Consider the following 19,467-nt stretch of genomic DNA (forward strand, 5'->3'; position numbering starts at 1 on the left):
GGCCCAGCCGCAGCCCGGCCAGGTGCCGCCCGCCTTCGGCGGCCCGCGGCCCGACGCGCAGCCCACCCAGCCCGTCGCGGGCGTTCCCCCGTACCAGCCCGGCGCGACCGGCCCGGCCGTCGCCGGCCAGGAGAAGCCGCGCCGGCGCGTCGGCTTCGGCGTCGCCGCGGCCCTCGTGGCAGCTGCGCTCATCGGCGGGGCCTCCGGCGCCGGCATCTACGCGCTCGTCGACGGCAACGACCAGGGCACCACGGCGGGCAACACGGCCGACGCCCAGAACATCGTCGTCAACGACACCGACTCGGTGAACCAGATCACCGCGGTCGCCGCGAAGGCGAGCCCCAGCGTGGTCACGATCGCGGTCTCGGGCAGCAACGGCGCCGGCACCGGCTCCGGCATCATCCTCTCCGACGACGGCTACGTGCTCACGAACACGCACGTGGTGACGCTCGACGGCGAGATCGCCGAGCCGAGCATCCAGGTCAAGACGGCCGACGGCCACCTGTACGCGGCGACCGTGGTCGGAACCGACCCGCTGTCCGACCTCGCGGTCATCAAGCTGGAGGACGCCTCCGGCCTGACCCCGCTCGAGTTCGCGGACTCCGACGAGCTCAACGTCGGCGACACGGCCATCGCGATCGGCGCGCCGCTCGGGCTCTCCGGCACGGTCACCAACGGCATCGTGAGCGCCCTCAACCGGTCGATCGACGTCGCATCCTCGGCTGCGCCGAGCACGCCCGACGACTCGACCGAGGGCGAGCAGGACGGCGAGGGCGAGCAGGGCGACGGCGGCGAGGGCGGCTCCGAGAGCCCGTTCGACTTCTTCTTCGACCTCCCCGAGGGTGAGGGCGGCGAGGCGCCGCAGCAGCAGGCTCCCACGAGCCAGGTGTCGCTGCCCGTCATCCAGACGGATGCCGCGATCAACCCGGGCAACTCCGGCGGCGCGCTCGTCGACTCCGAGGGCAAGCTCATCGGCGTCAACGTCGCGATCCTCTCGACCGGGTCCTCGGCGGAGTCGGGCAACATCGGCGTCGGCTTCGCGGTTCCCTCGAACCTCGCCAAGCGCATCGCCGAGGAGATCATCGACAGCGGCGCCGCGACCCACGGGCTCCTCGGCGCATCGGTGACGTCGGCCGAGGCCGCGCAGGGCAGCGACATGGTCGGCGCCCTCATCGCGGAAGCCCCCGCCGAGGGCGGCGCCGCGGCGAACGCCGGGCTGCAGCAGGGCGACGTGATCACCGAGTTCAACGGCGTCCCGATCACCGACCAGACCGACCTCACCGCACAGGTTCGGGCACTGCCCGGCGGTTCGAAGGCCACCCTCACGTTCACGCGTGACGGCGAGTCGCAGACGACGGAGGTCACGCTCGGCACCTTCGAGGGCTGAGCCCGGCTGATCCGACCAGACGGCGGTGTCCGGCCCACTGGGCCGGGCACCGCCGTCGGCGTTCCCGCTCCCGGCGCCGCCGCGGGTTCGCAGGTGCCGGCTGCTAGGCTCGATCGACCCGATCACGAGTGAGGAACATGCCCGACCAGCACCACGAGGCGACCACGTCGCCGCTCGTCGGCGTTTCGTACGTGATGCCCGTGCTCAACGATGCCTCGCACGTGCGCGAGGCGGTCGAGTCGATCCTCGCGCAGGACTACGAGGGGCCCGTCGAGGTCCTGATCGCCCTCGGTCCGTCGATCGACGGCACCTCCGAACTCGTCGCCGACCTCGCCACGCGCGACGCCCGCGTGCGGGTGCTCGAGAACGCCGTCGGCTCGACTCCGGCCGGGCTGAACATCGGCATCCTGGCCGCGGTGTACCCCGTGATCGTGCGCGTGGACTCGCATTCGATGCTGCCGCCCGACTACGCACGCGTCGCCGTCGAGGTGCTCGAGCGCACGGGTGCCGACAACGTCGGCGGCATCATGGACGCGCAGGGCATCACGCCGTTCCAGCAGGCGGTCGCGCTGGCGTACACGACGAAGGTCGGCCTCGGCGGCGGCTCGTTCCACGTCGGAGGCGAGGAGGGGCCGGCGGACACCGTTTACCTCGGCGTCTTCCGCCGCGAGGCGCTGCTCCGGGTCGGGCTCTTCGACGAGCGCATCAAGCGTGGGCAGGACTGGGAGCTGAACCGCCGCATCCGCGCCGACGGCGGCACCGTCTGGTTCACGCCGGCGCTCGCGGTCACCTACCGTCCGCGCGCCACGCTCGAACGCCTCGCGAGGCAGATGTTCTCGACGGGCCTCTGGCGCGGAGAGCTCGCGCGTCGATTCCCGGGTGCCAGCGGCATCCGCTACTTCGTACCGCCCGTCATGGTCGTCGGCGTGTTCCTCGGGCTCGTGCTGGGCGTCATCGGCATCGTGCAGGCTGCGCTCGGGGAGACCCCGTGGTTGCTCCTCGGCTTCGCGATCCCAGCGGTCTACGTGCTCTTCGTGGTTCTCGCGACCCTGCTCTACGCCCGCGGACACGGTGTGCGCACCGCGCTCTGGTTTCTCGTAGTCTTGCCATGCATTCACGTCTTCTGGGGAGCCGGCTTCGTGCCCGGCTATCTCTCGCTGACGAGCAACATCGCCGAGCACACGGGAAGGTGACACGGATGTCGCGCATCGACCCGCACGCGAGGCCGGCGAGCATCGCCGAGCTCCGCGCCGTCACGCAGCCGCCCGAGGTCCGTGGTCGGCGCAACGCCGAGCACTGGAGCGCCTCGCTGTACCTGCGCCGGTTCTCGCCCTACCTCACGTGGTGGCTGCTGAAGACCCCGATCTCCGCCAACGGCGTCACCGGCCTCATGATCCTGGCCGGCTGGTCGACGGCGGCGGCACTGCTCATCCCGGGCATCTGGGGTCCGCTGCTCGCGGTCGTGCTCGGGCAGCTGCAGATGCTCATCGACTGCTGCGACGGCGAGGTCGCACGGTGGCGCCGCAAGTCCTCGCCCGCGGGCGTGTTCCTCGACAAGGTCGGCCACTACACGACCGAGGCCCTCATCCCGCTCGCCCTCGGCGTCCGTGCGGCGGCGTACCCCCTCGAGTTCCCGGCGGACTTCCTCTGGACCACCATCGCCGCGCTCCTCGCGCTCGTCATCGTGCTGAACAAGGCGCTGAACGACATGGTGCACGTGGCCCGCGCCAACGCCGGCCTCACCAAGCTCGCCGACACGCACGGCGAGAGCGCCCCGCGCGGCGGGCTCGTGGCCAAGCTCCGCAGGGCGGCGAGGTTCCTGCCGTTCCACCGCCTCTACCACTCGGTCGAACTCACGCTCATCGCGTTCGCCGCGGCGCTCGTCGGGCTCGTCTTCGGGCAACCGCTCGTCGACCGCGTCGTGCTCGCGGCGCTGCTGCCGCTCGCGATCCTCGCCGTGATCGGGCACTTCGTGGCGATCATGGCCTCCCGCCGTGTCCGGTCCTGAGGCAGGGCCGCCGGCCGCCGACTCCGAGGAGCCCCGCCCGAGGGGCGGCGTCCCGCCCCGGGTCGGGGTCGTGGTGCTCACCATGGGCACGCGTCCCGACGACCTCGCTCGCGGCATCCGGAGCGTCCTCGACCAGCGCGGCGTCGAGGTCGACGTGGTCTGCGTCGGCAACGGATGGGATCCGGCGACCGCCGAGCCGCCGTTGCCCGCAGGCGTGAAGACGCTCCACCTGCCCGAGAACCTGGGCATCCCGGCGGGTCGCAATCGCGGCGTGCCCGAGGTCGCGGGCGACGTGCTCTTCTTCCTCGACGACGACGCCTTCCTGCCGAGCACGGGCTTCCTGGGCGACGGATGCCGCATGCTGGCCGAACGGCCCGAGCTCGGCCTCATCCAGCCCCGCGTGGTCGACCCGACCGGGCTCGTCTCGCCGCGACGGTGGATCCCGCGGATCCGCAAGGGCGATCCCGCGCACTCGAGCCCGGTGTTCTCCTGCTGGGAGGGTGCCGTGCTCCTGCCGCGTCGCGTCTTCGACGCCGCGGGCGGCTGGGCCGACCCGTTCTTCTACGCCCACGAGGGCATCGAGCTCGCCTGGCGGGTCTGGAACACGGGCCACATCGCCTGGTACGCGGGGGACCTCGAGGCGGCGCATCCGGTCATCGACCCGGCCAGGCACGCGTACTACTACCGGCTCAACGCCCGCAACCGCGTCTGGCTCGCGCGGCGCAACCTGCCGTACGCACTGGTGCCGTTCTACGTGGGCTCGTGGACCGCCATCCAGGTGCTGCGCTGGGCACGGCAGCCGGCCGCGCTGCGCGCGTGGTTCGGCGGGTGGCGTGCCGGATGGCGCGAGGATCCCGGCACTCGTCGGGCGATGAGCTGGCGCACGGTCTGGCGGATGACCCGCGCCGGGCGCCCCCCGATCGTCTGACGCGGCGGCCGGTAACGATCGCCTCTCGGTCGCCGCGGGGCGGCGGGTGCCGGGCTCGCGCCCAGTCGGCCCTCGCTACCCTTGGTGGGTGGGATTGAGAAGAGACGCACGCCGGGCCGTCAAGCTGGCCAAGGAGATCATGTGGTCGCGGCGCGCGCAGCGGTCGCTCGTCGACAAGCTGGCCGACCAGGCGGTCCTCGAACCGCATCGCTTCCGGGTCGGCGTGTACTTCGCCGACGGGCAGGTCAACCTGTACCAGCTGCGCCAGTGGTACGCGCCGCTCGCGACGCTCGCCGAGCGGCATCCGGTGCTCATCCTCAGCCGCGCCTCCGGTGCGGCCCTGAAGCTGCTCGACGAATCGCCCCTGCCGGTCGCGTACGTGCGCCGCGTCGCGGACCTCGAGCGCGTGGTCCACGAGCAGGACCTGCACGTGATCTTCTACGTGAACCAGAACGCGAAGAACTTCCAGATGATGCGCTACGGACGACGCTGGCACGTGTTCATCAACCACGGCGAATCCGACAAGATGTACATGACGACCAACCAGTTCAAGGCCTACGACTACGCGCTCATCGCCGGCGACGCCGCGCGCTCCCGCCTCGAGAAGGTGCTCTGGGACTACGACTTCGACAAGCGTGCCATCCCCATCGGCCGCCCGCAGGCCGATCACTACCTCGACGGCACGACGCTGCCCTACACGCCGGATGAACGCGAGGTCGTGCTCTACGCCCCCACCTGGGAGGGCGACCGCGCGGCGGCCGCCTACGGGTCGATCGCCTCGCACGGCGTCGACCTCGTGAAGGGCCTGCTCGCCACCGGCCGGCACCGGGTCATCTACCGTCCGCATCCGCGCTCGGGGGTCGTCGACCCCGACTACGCCGCTGCCAACCGTGCCATCATCTCCGCCATCGCGGCGGCCAACGCGGCGGACCCGTCCGCCCAGCACGTCTACGACGACGGGGCCCTGCTCGGCTGGCAGCTCGCCGCGGCGGACGTCGCCGTCGTCGACATCTCCGCCATGGTCTACGACCGGCTCGCCGCCGGCAAGCCGTTGCTCATCACGCGCCCGGTCAACCCGGCCGCGCAGATCGACACGGCCGGATACCTGCAGGCGTGCGAGTGGCTCGAGGCGAGCGATCCCGCGGGCGCCGTCGCCCGTGTCGACGAGGTCGCGCACGACGAGGCTGCCCTCGCCCGCCTCGGACACTGGGTCACGCGCTACTTCGGGGACACGACCCCCGGGGCGACGACCGCCAGGTTCCACGCGGCGGTCGACCACCTCATGGCGGAATGGGAGCGGTTCGCCGCGCTGCACGCCGACGACGGCGAGATCGACGAGCACGACGTCGAGGCCGACGAGGACGAGGTCGAACCGCTCAGCTGACGGGCGTCGCCCCGGGCCTTCCGGGGCCGTCGACGTCCGCCTCGTCGGCGGCATCCGCCGTCGCCTCGAGCGCGGGGTCGTCATCCCCGCGGCGTTTGCGCCGGAGCGCCCTCGCGGTGACCTCGCGCAGCCCGCGACTCGTCGAGACGGCGACCGAACCCACGGCGGCACCGGCGCGGGTGAGCCCGGCGGTCGCCGCATGGACGAGCGTCGGAGCGTCCCCGGGCTCGAGCACCGGCGGCAGCACCGCGGGCGCCTGCCCGAACGCCAGCCGCGACTGCTGCAGCACCTTGCGCCCGAGGAGGTGGTTGCCGGTTCCGCCGATCGCGGCGCCGATGCCGAACGGGAGGGCCTTGCCGATGATGCCCGCACCGCCGCGGACGGCGAACTGCCGGATGAACGAGGTGCGGAGACGGTCGGCGACGGGCCCGACGAGCGCGCGGGGGAGTCCGTTGGTGATGACCTCGCCCCAGTACGCGTCGCGCGCGACGCCGCGCCCGCCCGCCTGCCCGGCGAACTGGCGCACGAGGTCGACGCCCTCGCGTCCGAGCATGAGCGTCATGACGAGCGCCCTGGCCCGCTCGGGGTTCTCGACCGGGATGCCGTGCACCTCGGCGACGGATTGGGCGAACAGCGCCGTCGCCTCGAGGAAGCCGGCGGTCTCCGCGCCCGACAGGGCGAGGGTCACTCCCGTGCCGATGCCCGGGATCACGGCCGTGGCGCCCACGGCCGCGCCGCCCGTCGTCACGGCGGCGAGGTAGCGGCGCTCGAGGACGCGCACCAGGTGCTCGGGCGAGGCATCCGGAACCCGCCGACGGATGCTGCGGATGTGGGCGAGGACGACCGGGCGCTGGATCGACAGCACGGTGTCGATCCCGCGGTCGAGGCCAGAACCGCGCGGCGCGTCGGCGCGAGCGCCATCGGGCTGGGATGCGTCGGACGGCGACGACGCGTCGGGCGGCGACGACGCGTCGGAGGGCGCGGACCCGCCCATGGAGGTGATCTTGTGCACGCGCTCGGGCATGCGGCGATGATACGTGACGGTGCTGGAGCGGTGCGGCCAGCGACGGGCCCGTGGACAGGGCCGTGGAGACGTGCTAACGACGCCGATCAGGCTGTGCCGTGGTCGGAGTTGTAGCGGTCGAGCACCTCGTCGATCGGGCCGTCGAACTGGACGACGCCCTTGTCCAGGTAGAGCCCGCGAGTGCAGAAGCGGCGCAGGTCGCGCTCGTTGTGCGAGACGAAGAACATGGTGCGGCCGCCCGCGAGCAGCTCCTCGATGCGGGCGTAGCACTTCTCGCGGAACGCCTTGTCGCCGACCGCGAGCACCTCGTCGACGAGGAGGATGGGCTCCTCGAGCTGCGAGATGACTGCGAACGCGATGCGCACCTTCATGCCGCTGGAGAGGTGCTTGTACGGGGTGTCGAGGAACGCCCCGACGCCCGAGAACTCGAGGATCTCCTCGAACTTCGCATCGATCTGCGGGCGGGTCATGCCGTGCAGGCCGGCCGTGAGGTAGACGTTATCGCGCACGGTCAGGTCGTCGACGAAGCCGCCGGTGATCTCGATGAGCGGGGCGACGCCGCCGGTCACCTCGACCGTGCCCTCATCGGCGATCATCACGCCCGCGACGAGCTTCAACAGCGTGGACTTGCCCTGGCCGTTGCGCCCGACGACGCCGATCGCCTCGCCGGGGCGCACCGTGATCGACACGTCGCGGAGCGCCCAGAACTCGTCTGGGCGCGTGCGCCGGCGCCGGCCGGAGAGGAGGTCCTTGAACGAGCGTCGTCCGCGCCGGTTGCGCCGGAACCGGACCCCGAGGCCCTCGGCGCGGATCGCATAGGTCTCGGCCATCAGATCTCCTTCAGCACCTGGCGCACGCTGCCGCGGAACACGAGCAGCCCGACGACGAGGAATGCGGCCGACATGACCGCGCTCATGGCGACCTCGAACCAGATCAGCTGGTCGGGGAAGAACCCGGCGCGGTAGAGGCCGAAGATGCCCGTGAGCGGATTGAAGGCCGCCCAGAACTGCAGCCCCTCGGGAAGGTCCGTCGCGCCGTAGATGATCGGCGAGGCGTAGAAGAGGAAGCGCAGCACGAGCTTGACCGCGCGCTCGAGGTCGCGGAAGAACACGACGAGCGGAGCCACGATGAGCGCCACGCCGGCGGTCAGCACGGCCTGGATCACGATCGCGAGTGGGAAGTAGACGAGCTGCCACGACACCTGGGCCTGCGCGAGGATCGCGAACAGTGCGAGCACGGGAATCGCGAGGACGAACTCGATGCCCTTCGAGAGCACGAGGCGGTTCACCCAGATCGTGCGCGGGATCATCGTGGACCGCACGAGTTTCGCGTCCTTCAGGAATGCGCGAGTGGAGTCCGAGACCGCACCGTTGAACCACATCCACGGCAGGAGCGCCGACAGGAGGAACACGATGTAGGGCTCGGTGCCGACGGGCTTCTGGAACACCTGCGTGAACACGAACCAGTAGATGCCGGCCATCACGAGCGGATCGAGGACCGACCACACGTAGCCGAGCGCGGACGTCGAGTAGCGCACCTTCAGGTCGCGGGTGGTGAGGAGCCAGAGCGCGTGCCGATAGCGCGACCACCGGGTGCGCTGCAACGGGTGGGCGTCGCCGTACGCGACCGAGGTGGTGCTCATCACGATCTCATCGTAGATGCCGTGCGACGGTAGATTTGTAGGGGTGCCGCCCGCGGCGCCACCTGAGAGGAGCGTCGTGCGGCGTACAACCACCCGTGTCCTGCTGAGCTGTGCGGCCATCGGCGTCGGCGGCGGACTCGTCGCCGGGGCATCCGGCTACCTCGCCGCGGCCTTCGCGGCCTTCGGCCCCCTCTTCTACGGCGTGACGGTGGGCGCCCACTTCCTGCCGAGCATCGTGGCGCTCGCCCTGCTGAAGCGGCCGGGCACCGCCGTCCTCGCCGGCGTCATCGCCGGGCTCGTCGGCGCGATCTTCGCCCCCTGGTGGATCGGCCGCTTCGTCGGCACGGGGCTGCTCGTCGGCGCCCTCATCGAACTCCCGTTCCTCATCACCGCCTACCGCAGGTGGCAGCCGTGGATGTTCTACATCGCCGCCGTCTTCTCGGGCGTCGTGCTCGCCGTCGGCGTGTTCTTCGCGCTCGGGGCCGAGCACTACGCCGTGTGGGCGTGGGCGATCGCGCTGCCCCTGTGGGTGGCGAGCCCCGTGCTGTTCACCTGGATCGGCCGGCTGATCGCGGCAAGGCTCGCGCGCGCGGGCGTCGCGCAGGCCGGTGCGAGCGCGCCCTGACATGCGAAGAGCGGATGCCGCCCGGCATCCGCTCTTCACTGCTGTGGTGCTGCGATGCAGCGCCCATCGTGATCACACGAAGTGGTTGGCCCGCTCCAGGTCTTCGGCGAAGTCGATCTCGACCGCGTAGAGGTCGGAGATGTCCATGGGCTCGATGAGCAGGCCGTTCTTCTCGATGGCGAGCTCGAGCCCGCGCTCGAAGTAGTCCTGGTCGTCGACGCGGCGCAGGTGGGCGAGGAACGCAGCCTTGTCGCGCGAGGAGATGTAGTTGATGCCGACGGCCTCGCCGAGGCCGCCCTTCACGGTCTTCGAGAGCTCCTTGACGTAGCCCTCGGCGCTGATCGTGTACTTGACCTCTTCGTCGGAGACCTTCGCGTGGTTCACCGTGACGAACGACTGGTCGCGGGCGATGTAGGGCAGTGCGCGGTCGAGGATGCGCGGGTCGAACACGACGTCGCCGTTCATCCACAGCACGCCGCCGGCCTGCGAGGCCTGCAGCGCACGCATGAGCGACTTCGAGGTGTTCGTCTGGTCGTACTCTTCGTTGTAGACGAAGGACGCCTGCGGGAACGCCTCGATGATGTGCTCGAGCTTGTAGCCGACGACGATCGTGACGGTGGCGTTGGCGCCGAACGCGTGCTCGACGTTGTCGAACTGCTGGCGCATGATCGTGCGGCCGTCGCTGAGTTCGGTGAGCGGCTTGGGGAGGGATCGTCCGAGCCGGCTCCCCATGCCGGCTGCCAGAATCACGATCTGGGTGGTCATTACTGCTCCTTCGATGGTTCGGATGCCGCGAGCCCTCGTGTCGAGAATTTACATGCGGTTCATCCGGAAGATCTGTTGAAGACACACCGTTATGCCGTTCACCAGCGTAGCGGGCGGGGGTTACATCCGCCTGAACGGGTCGTCGGTCGTAGTCGGATCGTGATCCGGCGTACAGGGAATCCCCAGCCGGCCTCCGCCTCGAGGGGACGCGCTGGGGTGACGGAGGTTGGTAGGTTGTCTTGGTGACTTCCGTTTCGCGCTCCGAACACGACGACGAGACTCCCGAAGGCACGGGCACGGGGGTGTCTGCCGAGGGGGCCGCGCCAGTCGCGCGCCCCGGCACGGCAGCAGGCGGCACGTCGGCCAAGCAGCCTGCGGCGAAGCGGCCGGCCGCGAAGGCCTCCGGCACCAGGACGGGGACGCCCAAGACGGCCGCCGCCGCGCCGGCCGCGGACTCTCCGACTGGGGCCGAGCCGGTCGACGAGACGTCCGCCCAGGCGGGCACCGCGGCAGGAGCGAAGCGCGTGTCGGCGTCGGCCGGATCGAAATCCGCCGCGACGAAGACCGCCACGGCGAAGTCGGCCGCCTCGAAGCCGGCCGCGTCGAAGACTTCCGCCCCGAAGACCGGCGCGGCGAAGCCGGCGACTCCGCGATCCCGGTCGAAGGCCGAGACGGGCGCAGCCGAGGCGACCGGGGCCGCCACGGGTGCCGAGCCCGCAGCAGCTCCCGCCTCCAAGCGCACGCCGGCCTCGCGCGAGGCCTCGGCGGGCGCCGCATCGGCGCGCAGCACCGCGGCCAAGAGCGCACGTGCCACGCGCACCACGGCCAAGGCCGATGCGCCGAGCGCACGCAGCCGCGCGGCATCCGACGCCGCGAAGAAGCGCCAGACGCAGCGCGTCGCGGCCTCCATGACCACCGACACCACGGCCGCCGAGCGCGCTCCGCGCAAGCCGTCGGCGGCGCCCTCCCCGAGCAGCGCCCCGATCGACGAGGCCGTGACCGCGGCACCGGCGGTCGACGACGCGGTCGACGAGACGACGACCGAGCGCGTTCCGGCCCGCCAGTCCACCTCGCGGGGCACGTCTCGCATCACGAAGGGCGCGGCAGCCGCCGGGGCTGCGGCTGCCGCGTCCGGCGCTCCTGCAGCCGGCGCTGCCGGTGCCGTGACGCCGCCCGCCGGGCCGGCAGCACGGCCGGCCGGCGCCGAGTCATCGGTGACGGCGTCCGAGCCGCTCGTCGTCCCGACGCCCGAGCCGATCCCGGCACCTGCTCCCGAGCCCCAGCCGACGCCCGAGCCGGACGTCGTCCCCGCCCCCGAGCCGGTCGTCGTCCCGGAGCCGGCGCCCGAGCCCGAGCCGGTCGTCGCGGCGGCCGTTGCGGCGGCCCCGGTCGTTGCGGCGGCGTCCACGACGGCGTCGCCCAAGGTCGATCCCGCGGGCTCTCACGACGTCGCCGTCTCCGTGATCGCCGCTCCGCAGAAGTCGTCGCCGCGCAAGAAGCGCACCCTGCGGGTCGCCCGAGCGGCGCCGCCCGCCGACGCGCCGCGCGTGCTCACGATCGACGGGCTCGTCAAGCAGTTCGGCGGCAACACCGCGGTCGACCACATCTCGCTCGACGTGCGAGCCGGCTCCTTCTACGGCATCGTGGGCCCCAATGGAGCGGGCAAGACCACGACCCTGTCGATGGTGACCGGGCTCCTGCGTCCCGACGCCGGCACCGTGCGCATCAACGACATCGACGCGTGGGCCGATCCGCTCGCCGCGAAGCGTGCGACCGGCGTGCTGCCCGACCGCCTGCGTCTCTTCGACCGGCTCACCGGCGCGCAGTTGCTCTCCTACTCCGGCACGCTGCGCGGGCTCGACAACCGCACGGTGCGCGAGCGCAGCGCAGACCTCATCGCGGCCTTCGGCCTGGACGACGCGGTCGACCGACTCGTCGCCGACTACTCCGCCGGCATGACGAAGAAGATCGCACTGGCCTGCGCCATGATCCACGCGCCGCGCCTGCTCGTGCTCGACGAACCGTTCGAATCCGTCGACCCCGTGTCGGCCGCGAACCTCACCGACATCCTCGAACGTTACGTCGCGGGCGGGGGAACGGTCGTGCTCTCCAGTCACGGCATGGACCTCATCGAACGGGTCTGCGATTCGGCGGCGATCATCGTCGGCGGTCGCGTCCTCGCATCCGGCACCCTCGATGAGGTGCGCGCCGGGCAGACGCTCGAAGACCGATTCGTCGAACTCGCCGGCGGGCGCAAGGCAGCGGAAGGCATGGAATGGTTGCACAGTTTCTCCGACTGAAACTGCGCCTGCTCGGCAACATCTTCCAGCGCAGCCCATGGCAGGTCGTGGGCCTCGCACTCGGACTCCTCTACGGGTTCGGCGTCGCGGTGCTGCTGTTCCTCGGGCTGGTCGGTCTCCGCACGGTCGACGACGTCGCCCTCATCCGCGACGGCCTCGTCGTGGCGGGCAGCCTCACGATGCTCGGGTTCATCGTCCTCCCGCTGCTGTTCGGGGTCGACGACACGATGGATCCGCGACGGTTCGCGCTGTTCGGCCTGCCGGAACGGACCCTCGCCCTCGGCCTCTCGTTCGCGGCCGCCATCGGCATCCCGGCCGCCGTCCTGGGCATCGTGCTGCTCGGCACGGTCGTCACGTGGTCGAGGGGAGTGGGGGAGACGCTCCTCGCGATCCTCGGCGCGGCCCTCGCCTTCGCGACGTGCCTCCTCCTCGCACGGGTCACCACGTCGATCGCGTCGCTGCTGCTCGCGACGCGGCGGGCGAAGGAGATCGGCGGCGTGCTCGGCATCGTGGCGATCGTGCTCGCCTCGCCCGTGATCGTCGTGCTGGTGAGCCTCGACTGGGCGACGAGCGGCCTCCTCGTGCTCGAGGGCATCGCCGGCGTGCTCGGCTGGACCCCGCTCGGCGCCGCATTCGCGGTGCCCGGCGACGCGGCCGCCGGCGCCTGGGGCGCCGCCATCCTGAAGCTGCTCATCGCCGCGGCATCGCTCTGGCTGGTGTGGCTGGCCTGGCGCGCGCTGGTCGCCCGCATGCTGGTGACGCCCGGGCGCGAGGCGTCGGCGAAGCAGTACCGCGGGCTCGGCTGGTTCGATCGCCTGCCGCACACCCCGGCGGGTGCGATCGCGGCCCGCAGCTTCACCTACTGGGGCCGGGATGCGCGTTACTGGGTGTCGCTCGTGATGCTGCCGCTCGTGCCCGTGCTCGTGCTCGTGCCGCTCACCCTCGCCGGTTTCCCGCTCGGCGTGACCGCGCTGATCCCGGTGCCGCTCGTGTGCCTGCTGCTCGGCTGGACCCTCCACAACGACACGGCGTACGACAGCACCGCGGTCTGGCTCCACGTCGTGTCGGGCGTGCGCGGCTCGGCCGACCGTCTCGGCCGACTCGTGCCGGTGATCCTCGGCGGCCTGCTCGTGATCGCCGTCGGGACCGCGCTCACCCTGCTGGCGCTCGACGACGACACGGTGCTCCCCTCGCTCATCGGCGTGAGTACGGCGCTGCTCCTCGGCGGCCTCGGCATCGGATCGATCAGTTCCGCATGGCTGCCGTACCCGGCCGTGAAGCCCGGGGACTCCCCGTTCCAGCAGCCGCAGTCGACGGGAACGGTCTCGGCGCTCGTGCAGTCGTTCACGATGCTCGGTTCCACGCTGGTCGCCGCGCCCGCGGTCTGGTTCGCCTACCTCGGCCTCACCGATGACGTGCGCTGGCACGTCCTGTCGTTCGTCGCGGGCACCGCCGCCGGCATCATCGTGCTCGTCGTCGGCATCCTGGCCGGCGGCCGGATCTTCGACCGGCGCGGACCCGAGATCCTGGGCGCGGCGCTGCGCGCCTGACTGAACGGCCACGCCGCTCCCGCCAGCACGTAGAATCGGTCCATGATCGTGCCCGTCTACGCCAGCATCGCCGACCCCGACGCCCCGGGCGGCGGAACCTCGGTCCTCGACCGGGAGCTCGAGAAGCTCCTGCAGGACGAGGCCATCGAGCCGGGCGACCACGAGCGCTTCTCGCACTACGTGAAGAAGGACAAGATCCTCGAGTCGGCGATGACCGGCAAGCCCGTCAAGGCGCTGTGCGGCAAGAAGTGGACTCCTGGCCGGGACCCCGAGAAGTTCCCGGTGTGCCCGACGTGCAAGGAGATCTACGAGCGCATGAAGCAGGGCTGAGGCGCCGGACCGGCACCCGCCCCATGACTCCCGCTCAGCGGTAGGTCGTCGGGATCGCCGCTTCGCCGCGCCCGAGCCGGAACGCCTCGATCGGCAGCTCCTGCATCGCCTCGGCGCGGTGGGCGCGTGCCGCCGCGGTGCCCGCAGCGCCGAGGTACGCGGCATCCGCGACGCCCCCGGTCACGAGCGGAACCATGAGCGGGCGCAGGTGCGAACCCGGCTCGAACTCGGCATCGCCGCCGGGTCCGTCGCCGATGAACACGAGCTCCTCGCGGGCGGTGCGCGTGGAGTCGAGACGGCGTGCCGCGTTCTTGCGGCCGCCGACGCTCGCCTTCGATGTCGAGGCCTTGGCGACGGAGATCCACTCGCCGGCATCGTCGCGGCGTGCGACGAGTTTGTAGACCATGCCCGCGGCTGGAGCCCCCGACCCCGTGACGACGGACGTGCCCACGCCGTACGAGTCGACGGGCGCGCCCGACAGGCCCGCTATGGTGAATTCGTCGAGGTCGCTCGTCACCGTGATCCTGGTGCCCACGGCACCGAGTTCGTCGAGCTGCTCGCGCACCGACGCCACGACCGTCGGCAGGTCGCCGGAGTCGATGCGCACGGCGCCGAGCCCCTGCCCGGCCACGCGCACCGCGAGCTCGACGCCCCGGCGGATGTCGTACGTGTCGACGAGCAACGTGGTCTCGGTGCCGAAGGCGCGGACCTGGGCGCGGAACGCGTCCTCCTCGGAGTCGTGCAGCAGCGTGAACGCGTGCGCGGCCGTGCCCATGGTCGGGATGTCCCAAGTCCGGCCGGCCTCGAGGTTGGACGTCGCGTCGAAGCCCGCGATGTACGCGGCGCGGGCGGCGGCGACCGCGGAGCGCTCGTTGGTGCGCCGCGAGCCCATCTCGGCGATCGGGCGCCCCAGCGCGACGGAGACCATGCGGGCGGCCGCGCTGGCCACCGACGAATCGAAGTTCAGCGTGGAGAGCACCACGGTCTCGAGCAGGACGGCCTCGGCGAACGTCGCCTGGATCGTGAGGAGCGGTGAGCCGGGGAAGTAGACCTCGCCCTCGCGGTAGCCCCAGATGTCGCCGCGGAAGCGGTAGTCGGCGAGCCAGTCGAGGGACTCGGGTCGCACGACCCGGTTCTCTCGCAGCCACTCGAGCTCGGCGTCCTCGAAGCGGAAGCGGTCGATGAGCTCGAGCAGGCGCCCGGTGCCGGCGACGACGCCGTAGCGGCGGCCGTCGGGAAGCCGGCGCGCGAACGCCTCGAAGAGGCTCTCACGGTGGGCGGTTCCGTCCTGCAGGGCGGCATCCACCATCGTGAGCTCGTATCGGTCGGTGAACAATGCTGCGGACCCGGTCACCCGGTCAGCCTACTGGCCCCATGGCGGCGGCCTCCGCGGGCTCGCCTAAGCTGGACTGTTGTGACGGATGCACCGATCGGGATCTTCGACTCCGGAGTTGGCGGCCTCACGGTCGCACGCGCCGTGAAGGACCAGCTGCCGAACGAGTCGATCCTCTACATCGGCGACCTCGAGCACTCGCCCTACGGCCCGAAGCGCATCGCCGACGTCCGCGGCTACGCGCTCGCGGTGCTCGACGACCTCGTGGCCCAGGGCGTGAAGATGCTCGTCATCGCCTGCAACACGGCCTCGTCCGCGATGCTGCGCGACGCGCGCGAACGGTACGACGTGCCCGTGGTCGAGGTGATCCAGCCCGCCGTCCGGCGCGCGGTCGCCACGACGCGCAACGGTCGCGTCGGGGTCATCGGCACGGCCGGCACGATCTCCTCCCGCGCATATGACGACGCATTCGCCGCCGCCCCGCACCTCGACCTGTACTCGGTCGCCTGCCCGCGCTTCGTCGAGTTCGTCGAGGCGGGCGTCACGAGCGGTGACGAGCTCCTCGCCGTCGCCGAGGAGTACCTCGCGCCGCTCCGGGCCGCCGACGTCGACACGCTCGTCCTCGGCTGCACGCACTACCCGTTCCTGAAGGGCGCGATCTCGTACGTCATGGGCGACCAGGTCTCGCTGGTCTCCAGCGACGCCGAGACCGCGAACGACGTGTACCGCGTGCTCGTCGGACGCGGCATGGAACGGCGCTCGGCGCTGCCGCCGAGCTACCGCTACGAGGCGACGGGCGGCTCCACGAGCGCCTTCCTCGACCTCGCGCACCGGCTCATCGCCCCCGAGATCCCGAGCGTCGAGCTCGTGGAGACGGGTGCGGTCACGATTCCCGACCACGTACGACTTCGACAGGAGAACGCATGACCGAGGCATCCGCCCCCATCGTCCGCGCCGACGGCCGCGCACCCGACGACCTCCGCGAGGTGCGCATCGAGCGCGGCTGGAGCGAGCACGCCGAGGGCAGCGCGCTGATCTCCTTCGGGCGCACGAAGGTGCTCTGCACGGCGAGCTTCACGAACGGCGTCCCGCGGTGGATGCAGGGCACCGGCAAGGGCTGGGTGACCGCCGAGTACGCCATGCTCCCGCGGGCGACCAACACCCGCAACGACCGAGAGGCCGTCAAGGGCCGCGTCGGCGGACGCACGCACGAGATCAGCCGCCTCATCGGGCGGAGCCTGCGTGCCGTGGTCGACATGAAGGCGCTCGGCGAGAACACCATCCAGATCGACTGCGACGTGCTCCAGGCCGACGGCGGGACGCGCACGGCGGCGATCACGGGTGCCTACGTGGCGCTGGCGGACGCGGTCGAATGGGCTCGCGGCCGCAAGTTCATCGGCCAGAAGGCCACGCCGCTCATCGACACCGTGTCGGCCGTGTCGGTCGGCATCATCGACGGCAGCCCGATGCTCGACCTCGCCTACGTCGAGGACGTGCGCGCCGAGACCGACATGAACGTCGTCGCCACGGGACGGGGCCTGTTCGTCGAGGTGCAGGGCACGGCCGAGGGCGCCCCGTTCGACCGTCGCGAGCTCGACGCGCTCCTCGACCTCGCGCTCGCCGGCACGGCCTCGCTGACCGACATCCAGAAGGCCGTGCTCGCCGAGGCCCGGGCGAACGCGTGAGCCTCGAATTCGTCCTCGCGACCCACAACGCGCACAAGGTCGGCGAGTTTCAGCGCATCATCGGCCAGCGGATGCCGCAGGCCGTCGTCGTCCCGTACGACGGCCCCGAACCCGTCGAGGACGGCGTGACCTTCGCCGCCAACGCGCTGATCAAGGCCCGCGCCGCCGCGGCGCACACGGGCCGCATCGCGTTGGCCGATGATTCGGGCATCGTCGTCGACGTGCTGGGCGAGGCGCCCGGCATCCTCTCGGCGCGGTGGGCCGGTCACGGCGCCGGCGATGAGGCGAACCGCCGCCTGCTCCTCGACCAGCTCTCGGACATCGCCCGGCCGAACCGTGGAGCGGAGTTCCGCTGCACCATCGCGCTCGTGGTGCCGGAGTCACTCCTGCCCGGCGGATCGGAGTTCGTCGCCGAGGGTCGCTGGCGGGGCACCGTCGCGTACGAGCCGCGGGGGTCGCACGGCTTCGGCTACGACCCGATCTTCGAGCCCGACGGGCTCGAGATCACCGCGGCCGAGCTGCTCCCGGAGCAGAAGAACGCGCAGAGTCACCGGGCCCTGGCGTTCGTCGAGCTCCTGCCCGAGCTCGAGCGCATCGCCGAGCTGGTCGGACCCGCGAGCGCCTGAACCCGGGTCAGGGGTCGCCCCCCCCCCGAGCCGGATTCGAGCGGCCCGAACCGACCACTCGGCCTGAGAACGCGACTCATTCCCATCACGCCCGGTCCCGGCGTTCGGCGCCTACGCTGGAGGTGATGGGACACTCGCACAATCACTCGCACGCGCACGGGGCGGCGAATCGCACCAGGCTCTGGATCGCGATCGCCATCATCGGCGTGTTCCTGCTCGTGCAGGTGGTCGGCGCGGTGCTCACGGGATCGCTCGCGCTGCTCGCCGATGCCGGGCACATGTCGAGCGACCTCATCGGCCTGGTGGTGGCCCTCATCGCCGCGGTCGTCGCCGCGCGCCCCGCGACCGACCGCCAGACGTACGGGTATCGGCGAGCCGAGGTGCTCGGTGCCCTGGTGAACGGCGTGATCCTCACCGTGGTGGCCGTCACGGTCGCCGTCTCGGCGGTCTCGCGCCTCATCGAGGGCGGTGCCGGCGAGGCGCACGAGGTCGCCGGCGGGGGCATGCTCCTCGTCGGCGTGGCGGGCCTCGTCGCCAATGTCGCGGCGATGCTCGTGCTGCGCGGGGGAGCGAAGGACTCGATCAACCTCCGCGGCGCATACCTTGAGGTGCTCGGCGACCTCATCGGCTCGGTGCTCGTGATCGCCGCCGCCATCGTGATCGTGCTCACGGGCTTCGACGCCGCTGACCCCATCGCCTCCCTCGGCATCGCCCTGCTCATCGTGCCCCGCGCCATCTCGCTGCTGCGCGACGTCGTCCACGTGCTCTTCGAGTCGGCTCCGGCCGACACGGATGTCGCGGAGATCCGAGAGCACCTGCTCGGCGCGCCCGGCGTGGTGGCCGTGCACGACGTCCACGTCTGGCAGATCACCTCGGGTCAGCCGGTGTTCTCGGCGCACATCGAGGTCGAGCCCGAGGTGTTCGCGGCGGGTCGTGCCGGAGCCCTCCTCGACGAGCTGGGCGGATGCCTCGCCGCGCACTTCGACGTCGAGCACTCGACGTTCCAGCTCGAACCCGCCGGCCGCGCCGGACAGGAGCAGGGCTCGCACCGCTGAGCCGCGGCATCCGGAGCGCTGCTCGGCTGGAAGCGCCGTCTCGCGTTGCCGTCAGCGTGCGTGCGGGTCCTCGGGGCCGCGCTCGAAGACCTCGGGGTCGAGCACGAGCTGCTCGGCCTCGTCCTCGTCGGTGACGACGTCTTCGCCGGCGGCGGCGGCCTTCTTCGCCTTCGAGCGCTCCCGGAAGTAGTGCCACAGCGTGATGAGCGCCGTGCCGCCGACCGCCGCGAGCAGGATGAGGTCGATGTACTCCTTGACGAAGTCGGCGACCGGCGGGATGTAGCCGATGAGGAAGCCGAAGTACGTCAGCCCGGCGCCCCAGATGAGGGCGCCGATGAGGTTGTACAGCGTGTACTTCTTGTAGTTCATGTGCCCCACGCCGGCCGCGACGGGCGTGAACGTGCGCACGATCGGCACGAAGCGGGCGAGGATCACGGCGAGGCCGCCGAATCGCTCGAAGAAGGCGTTCGTGCGTTCGACGTTCTTGACGCTGAACAGGCCGGATTCCTTGCGTTCGAAGATCGCCGGACCCGCCTTGTGGCCGATGAGGTAGCCGACCTCACCGCCGAGGAACGCGGCGAATCCGATCGCGAGGCACACCCACCAGATGTCCACGCCGAACACGAGCGAGGTGTGGGTGAGCAGCCCGGCGATGACGAGGAGGGTGTCGCCCGGCAGCAGGAACCCGACGAGCAGGCCCGTCTCGGCGAACACGATCGCGCACACGACGAGGAGCGCCCACGGGCCCGCGCCGCCGATGATCGTTTCGGGGTCGAGCCACGGAATGAGTGCGGTGTTGATCACGGGATCGTGCTCCTGTCGTCG

At 71.4% G+C, this 19,467-nt stretch carries 19 protein-coding genes; 13 read left to right on the top strand and 6 right to left on the bottom strand.

Annotated elements, in window-relative coordinates; all coding sequences use genetic code 11:
• The 5 genes from GQQ95_RS15715 to GQQ95_RS15735 all read left to right on the top strand — a co-directional run.
• Positions 1-1,387: S1C family serine protease (locus GQQ95_RS15715; RefSeq protein ID WP_157428569.1), on the top strand; the 1,387-nt coding region annotated here is incomplete at its 5' end.
• Between the two features lie 137 nt (positions 1,388-1,524).
• Positions 1,525-2,580, top strand: coding sequence for a glycosyltransferase family 2 protein (locus GQQ95_RS15720; protein WP_246205583.1), 1,056 nt, complete (start codon positions 1,525-1,527; stop codon positions 2,578-2,580).
• Positions 2,581-2,585: 5 nt separating this feature from the next.
• Entirely contained in the window at positions 2,586-3,395 is an 810-nt protein-coding gene (locus GQQ95_RS15725; RefSeq protein WP_157428570.1) for a CDP-alcohol phosphatidyltransferase family protein, read from the top strand.
• A gap of 82 nt (positions 3,396-3,477) precedes the next feature.
• The gene (locus GQQ95_RS15730; protein WP_157428649.1) at positions 3,478-4,323 is read left to right on the top strand and encodes a glycosyltransferase family 2 protein; all 846 of its coding nucleotides are present in this window, start codon (positions 3,478-3,480) and stop codon (positions 4,321-4,323) included.
• 88 nt (positions 4,324-4,411) lie between these two features.
• Positions 4,412-5,707 (top strand): CDP-glycerol glycerophosphotransferase family protein, encoded by a 1,296-nt coding sequence (locus GQQ95_RS15735; protein WP_157428571.1) that lies wholly within the window; start codon positions 4,412-4,414, stop codon positions 5,705-5,707.
• Here GQQ95_RS15735 and GQQ95_RS15740 read toward each other — a convergent pair.
• From GQQ95_RS15740 to GQQ95_RS15750, 3 genes are all read right to left on the bottom strand, one after another.
• Positions 5,700-6,731 (bottom strand): hypothetical protein, encoded by a 1,032-nt coding sequence (locus GQQ95_RS15740; RefSeq protein WP_157428572.1) that lies wholly within the window; start codon positions 6,729-6,731, stop codon positions 5,700-5,702. The two genes, GQQ95_RS15735 and GQQ95_RS15740, sit on opposite strands and share 8 nt — an antisense overlap.
• A gap of 86 nt (positions 6,732-6,817) precedes the next feature.
• Positions 6,818-7,561 carry an ABC transporter ATP-binding protein gene (locus GQQ95_RS15745; RefSeq protein WP_157428573.1) on the bottom strand — a complete coding sequence of 248 codons (744 nt, stop codon included), beginning with the start codon at positions 7,559-7,561 and terminating at the stop codon, positions 6,818-6,820.
• Positions 7,561-8,373, bottom strand: coding sequence for an ABC transporter permease (locus GQQ95_RS15750; protein ID WP_157428650.1), 813 nt, complete (start codon positions 8,371-8,373; stop codon positions 7,561-7,563). The genes GQQ95_RS15745 and GQQ95_RS15750 overlap by 1 nt, the downstream gene beginning before the upstream one ends.
• A 76-nt stretch (positions 8,374-8,449) precedes the next feature.
• On the opposite strand from GQQ95_RS15750, the gene GQQ95_RS15755 reads away from it, so the two are divergent.
• On the top strand, positions 8,450-8,998 hold the full coding sequence (locus tag GQQ95_RS15755) for an ECF transporter S component (protein WP_170297096.1): 549 nt from the start codon (positions 8,450-8,452) through the stop codon (positions 8,996-8,998).
• A gap of 72 nt (positions 8,999-9,070) precedes the next feature.
• On the opposite strand, the gene GQQ95_RS15760 is transcribed toward GQQ95_RS15755, so the two are convergent.
• The gene (locus GQQ95_RS15760) at positions 9,071-9,763 is read right to left on the bottom strand and encodes a phosphocholine cytidylyltransferase family protein (protein ID WP_157428575.1); all 693 of its coding nucleotides are present in this window, start codon (positions 9,761-9,763) and stop codon (positions 9,071-9,073) included.
• 242 nt (positions 9,764-10,005) lie between these two features.
• Between GQQ95_RS15760 and GQQ95_RS15765 the strand changes: the two genes are divergently transcribed.
• From GQQ95_RS15765 to GQQ95_RS15775, 3 genes are read left to right on the top strand one after another with little or no spacing between them, the layout of a single operon-like run.
• Positions 10,006-12,063 (top strand): ABC transporter ATP-binding protein, encoded by a 2,058-nt coding sequence (locus tag GQQ95_RS15765; protein WP_246205585.1) that lies wholly within the window; start codon positions 10,006-10,008, stop codon positions 12,061-12,063.
• Entirely contained in the window at positions 12,039-13,613 is a 1,575-nt protein-coding gene (locus GQQ95_RS15770) for a hypothetical protein (RefSeq protein ID WP_157428576.1), read from the top strand. Before GQQ95_RS15765 ends, GQQ95_RS15770 begins: the two co-directional genes overlap by 25 nt.
• A gap of 42 nt (positions 13,614-13,655) precedes the next feature.
• Positions 13,656-13,943 carry a DUF3039 domain-containing protein gene (locus GQQ95_RS15775; protein ID WP_157428577.1) on the top strand — a complete coding sequence of 96 codons (288 nt, stop codon included), beginning with the start codon at positions 13,656-13,658 and terminating at the stop codon, positions 13,941-13,943.
• A 34-nt stretch (positions 13,944-13,977) separates the two neighbouring features.
• Here the strand turns inward: GQQ95_RS15775 and GQQ95_RS15780 are convergent, their stop codons facing one another.
• Entirely contained in the window at positions 13,978-15,297 is a 1,320-nt protein-coding gene (locus GQQ95_RS15780; protein ID WP_157428578.1) for a nicotinate phosphoribosyltransferase, read from the bottom strand.
• A gap of 60 nt (positions 15,298-15,357) precedes the next feature.
• Here GQQ95_RS15780 and murI point away from each other — a divergent pair, with 60 nt between their 5' ends.
• From murI to GQQ95_RS15800, 4 genes are all read left to right on the top strand, one after another.
• Positions 15,358-16,203 (top strand): glutamate racemase, encoded by an 846-nt coding sequence (murI, locus tag GQQ95_RS15785; RefSeq protein WP_157428579.1) that lies wholly within the window; start codon positions 15,358-15,360, stop codon positions 16,201-16,203.
• Positions 16,200-16,961: a ribonuclease PH gene (rph, locus tag GQQ95_RS15790; protein WP_157428580.1), complete on the top strand. Its 762-nt coding sequence runs from the start codon at positions 16,200-16,202 to the stop codon at positions 16,959-16,961. Before murI ends, rph begins: the two co-directional genes overlap by 4 nt.
• On the top strand, positions 16,958-17,587 hold the full coding sequence (gene rdgB, locus GQQ95_RS15795; RefSeq protein WP_157428581.1) for an RdgB/HAM1 family non-canonical purine NTP pyrophosphatase: 630 nt from the start codon (positions 16,958-16,960) through the stop codon (positions 17,585-17,587). The genes rph and rdgB overlap by 4 nt, the downstream gene beginning before the upstream one ends.
• Before the next feature lie 125 nt (positions 17,588-17,712).
• Positions 17,713-18,642: a cation diffusion facilitator family transporter gene (locus GQQ95_RS15800; protein ID WP_157428582.1), complete on the top strand. Its 930-nt coding sequence runs from the start codon at positions 17,713-17,715 to the stop codon at positions 18,640-18,642.
• A 51-nt stretch (positions 18,643-18,693) separates the two neighbouring features.
• Here GQQ95_RS15800 and GQQ95_RS15805 read toward each other — a convergent pair whose 3' ends face one another.
• Positions 18,694-19,446, bottom strand: coding sequence for a DedA family protein (locus tag GQQ95_RS15805; protein WP_157428583.1), 753 nt, complete (start codon positions 19,444-19,446; stop codon positions 18,694-18,696).
• Positions 19,447-19,467 lie beyond the last annotated feature (21 nt).

The sequence above is a fragment of the Agromyces salentinus genome (assembly GCF_009749395.1).
GTDB lineage: Bacteria > Actinomycetota > Actinomycetes > Actinomycetales > Microbacteriaceae > Agromyces > Agromyces salentinus.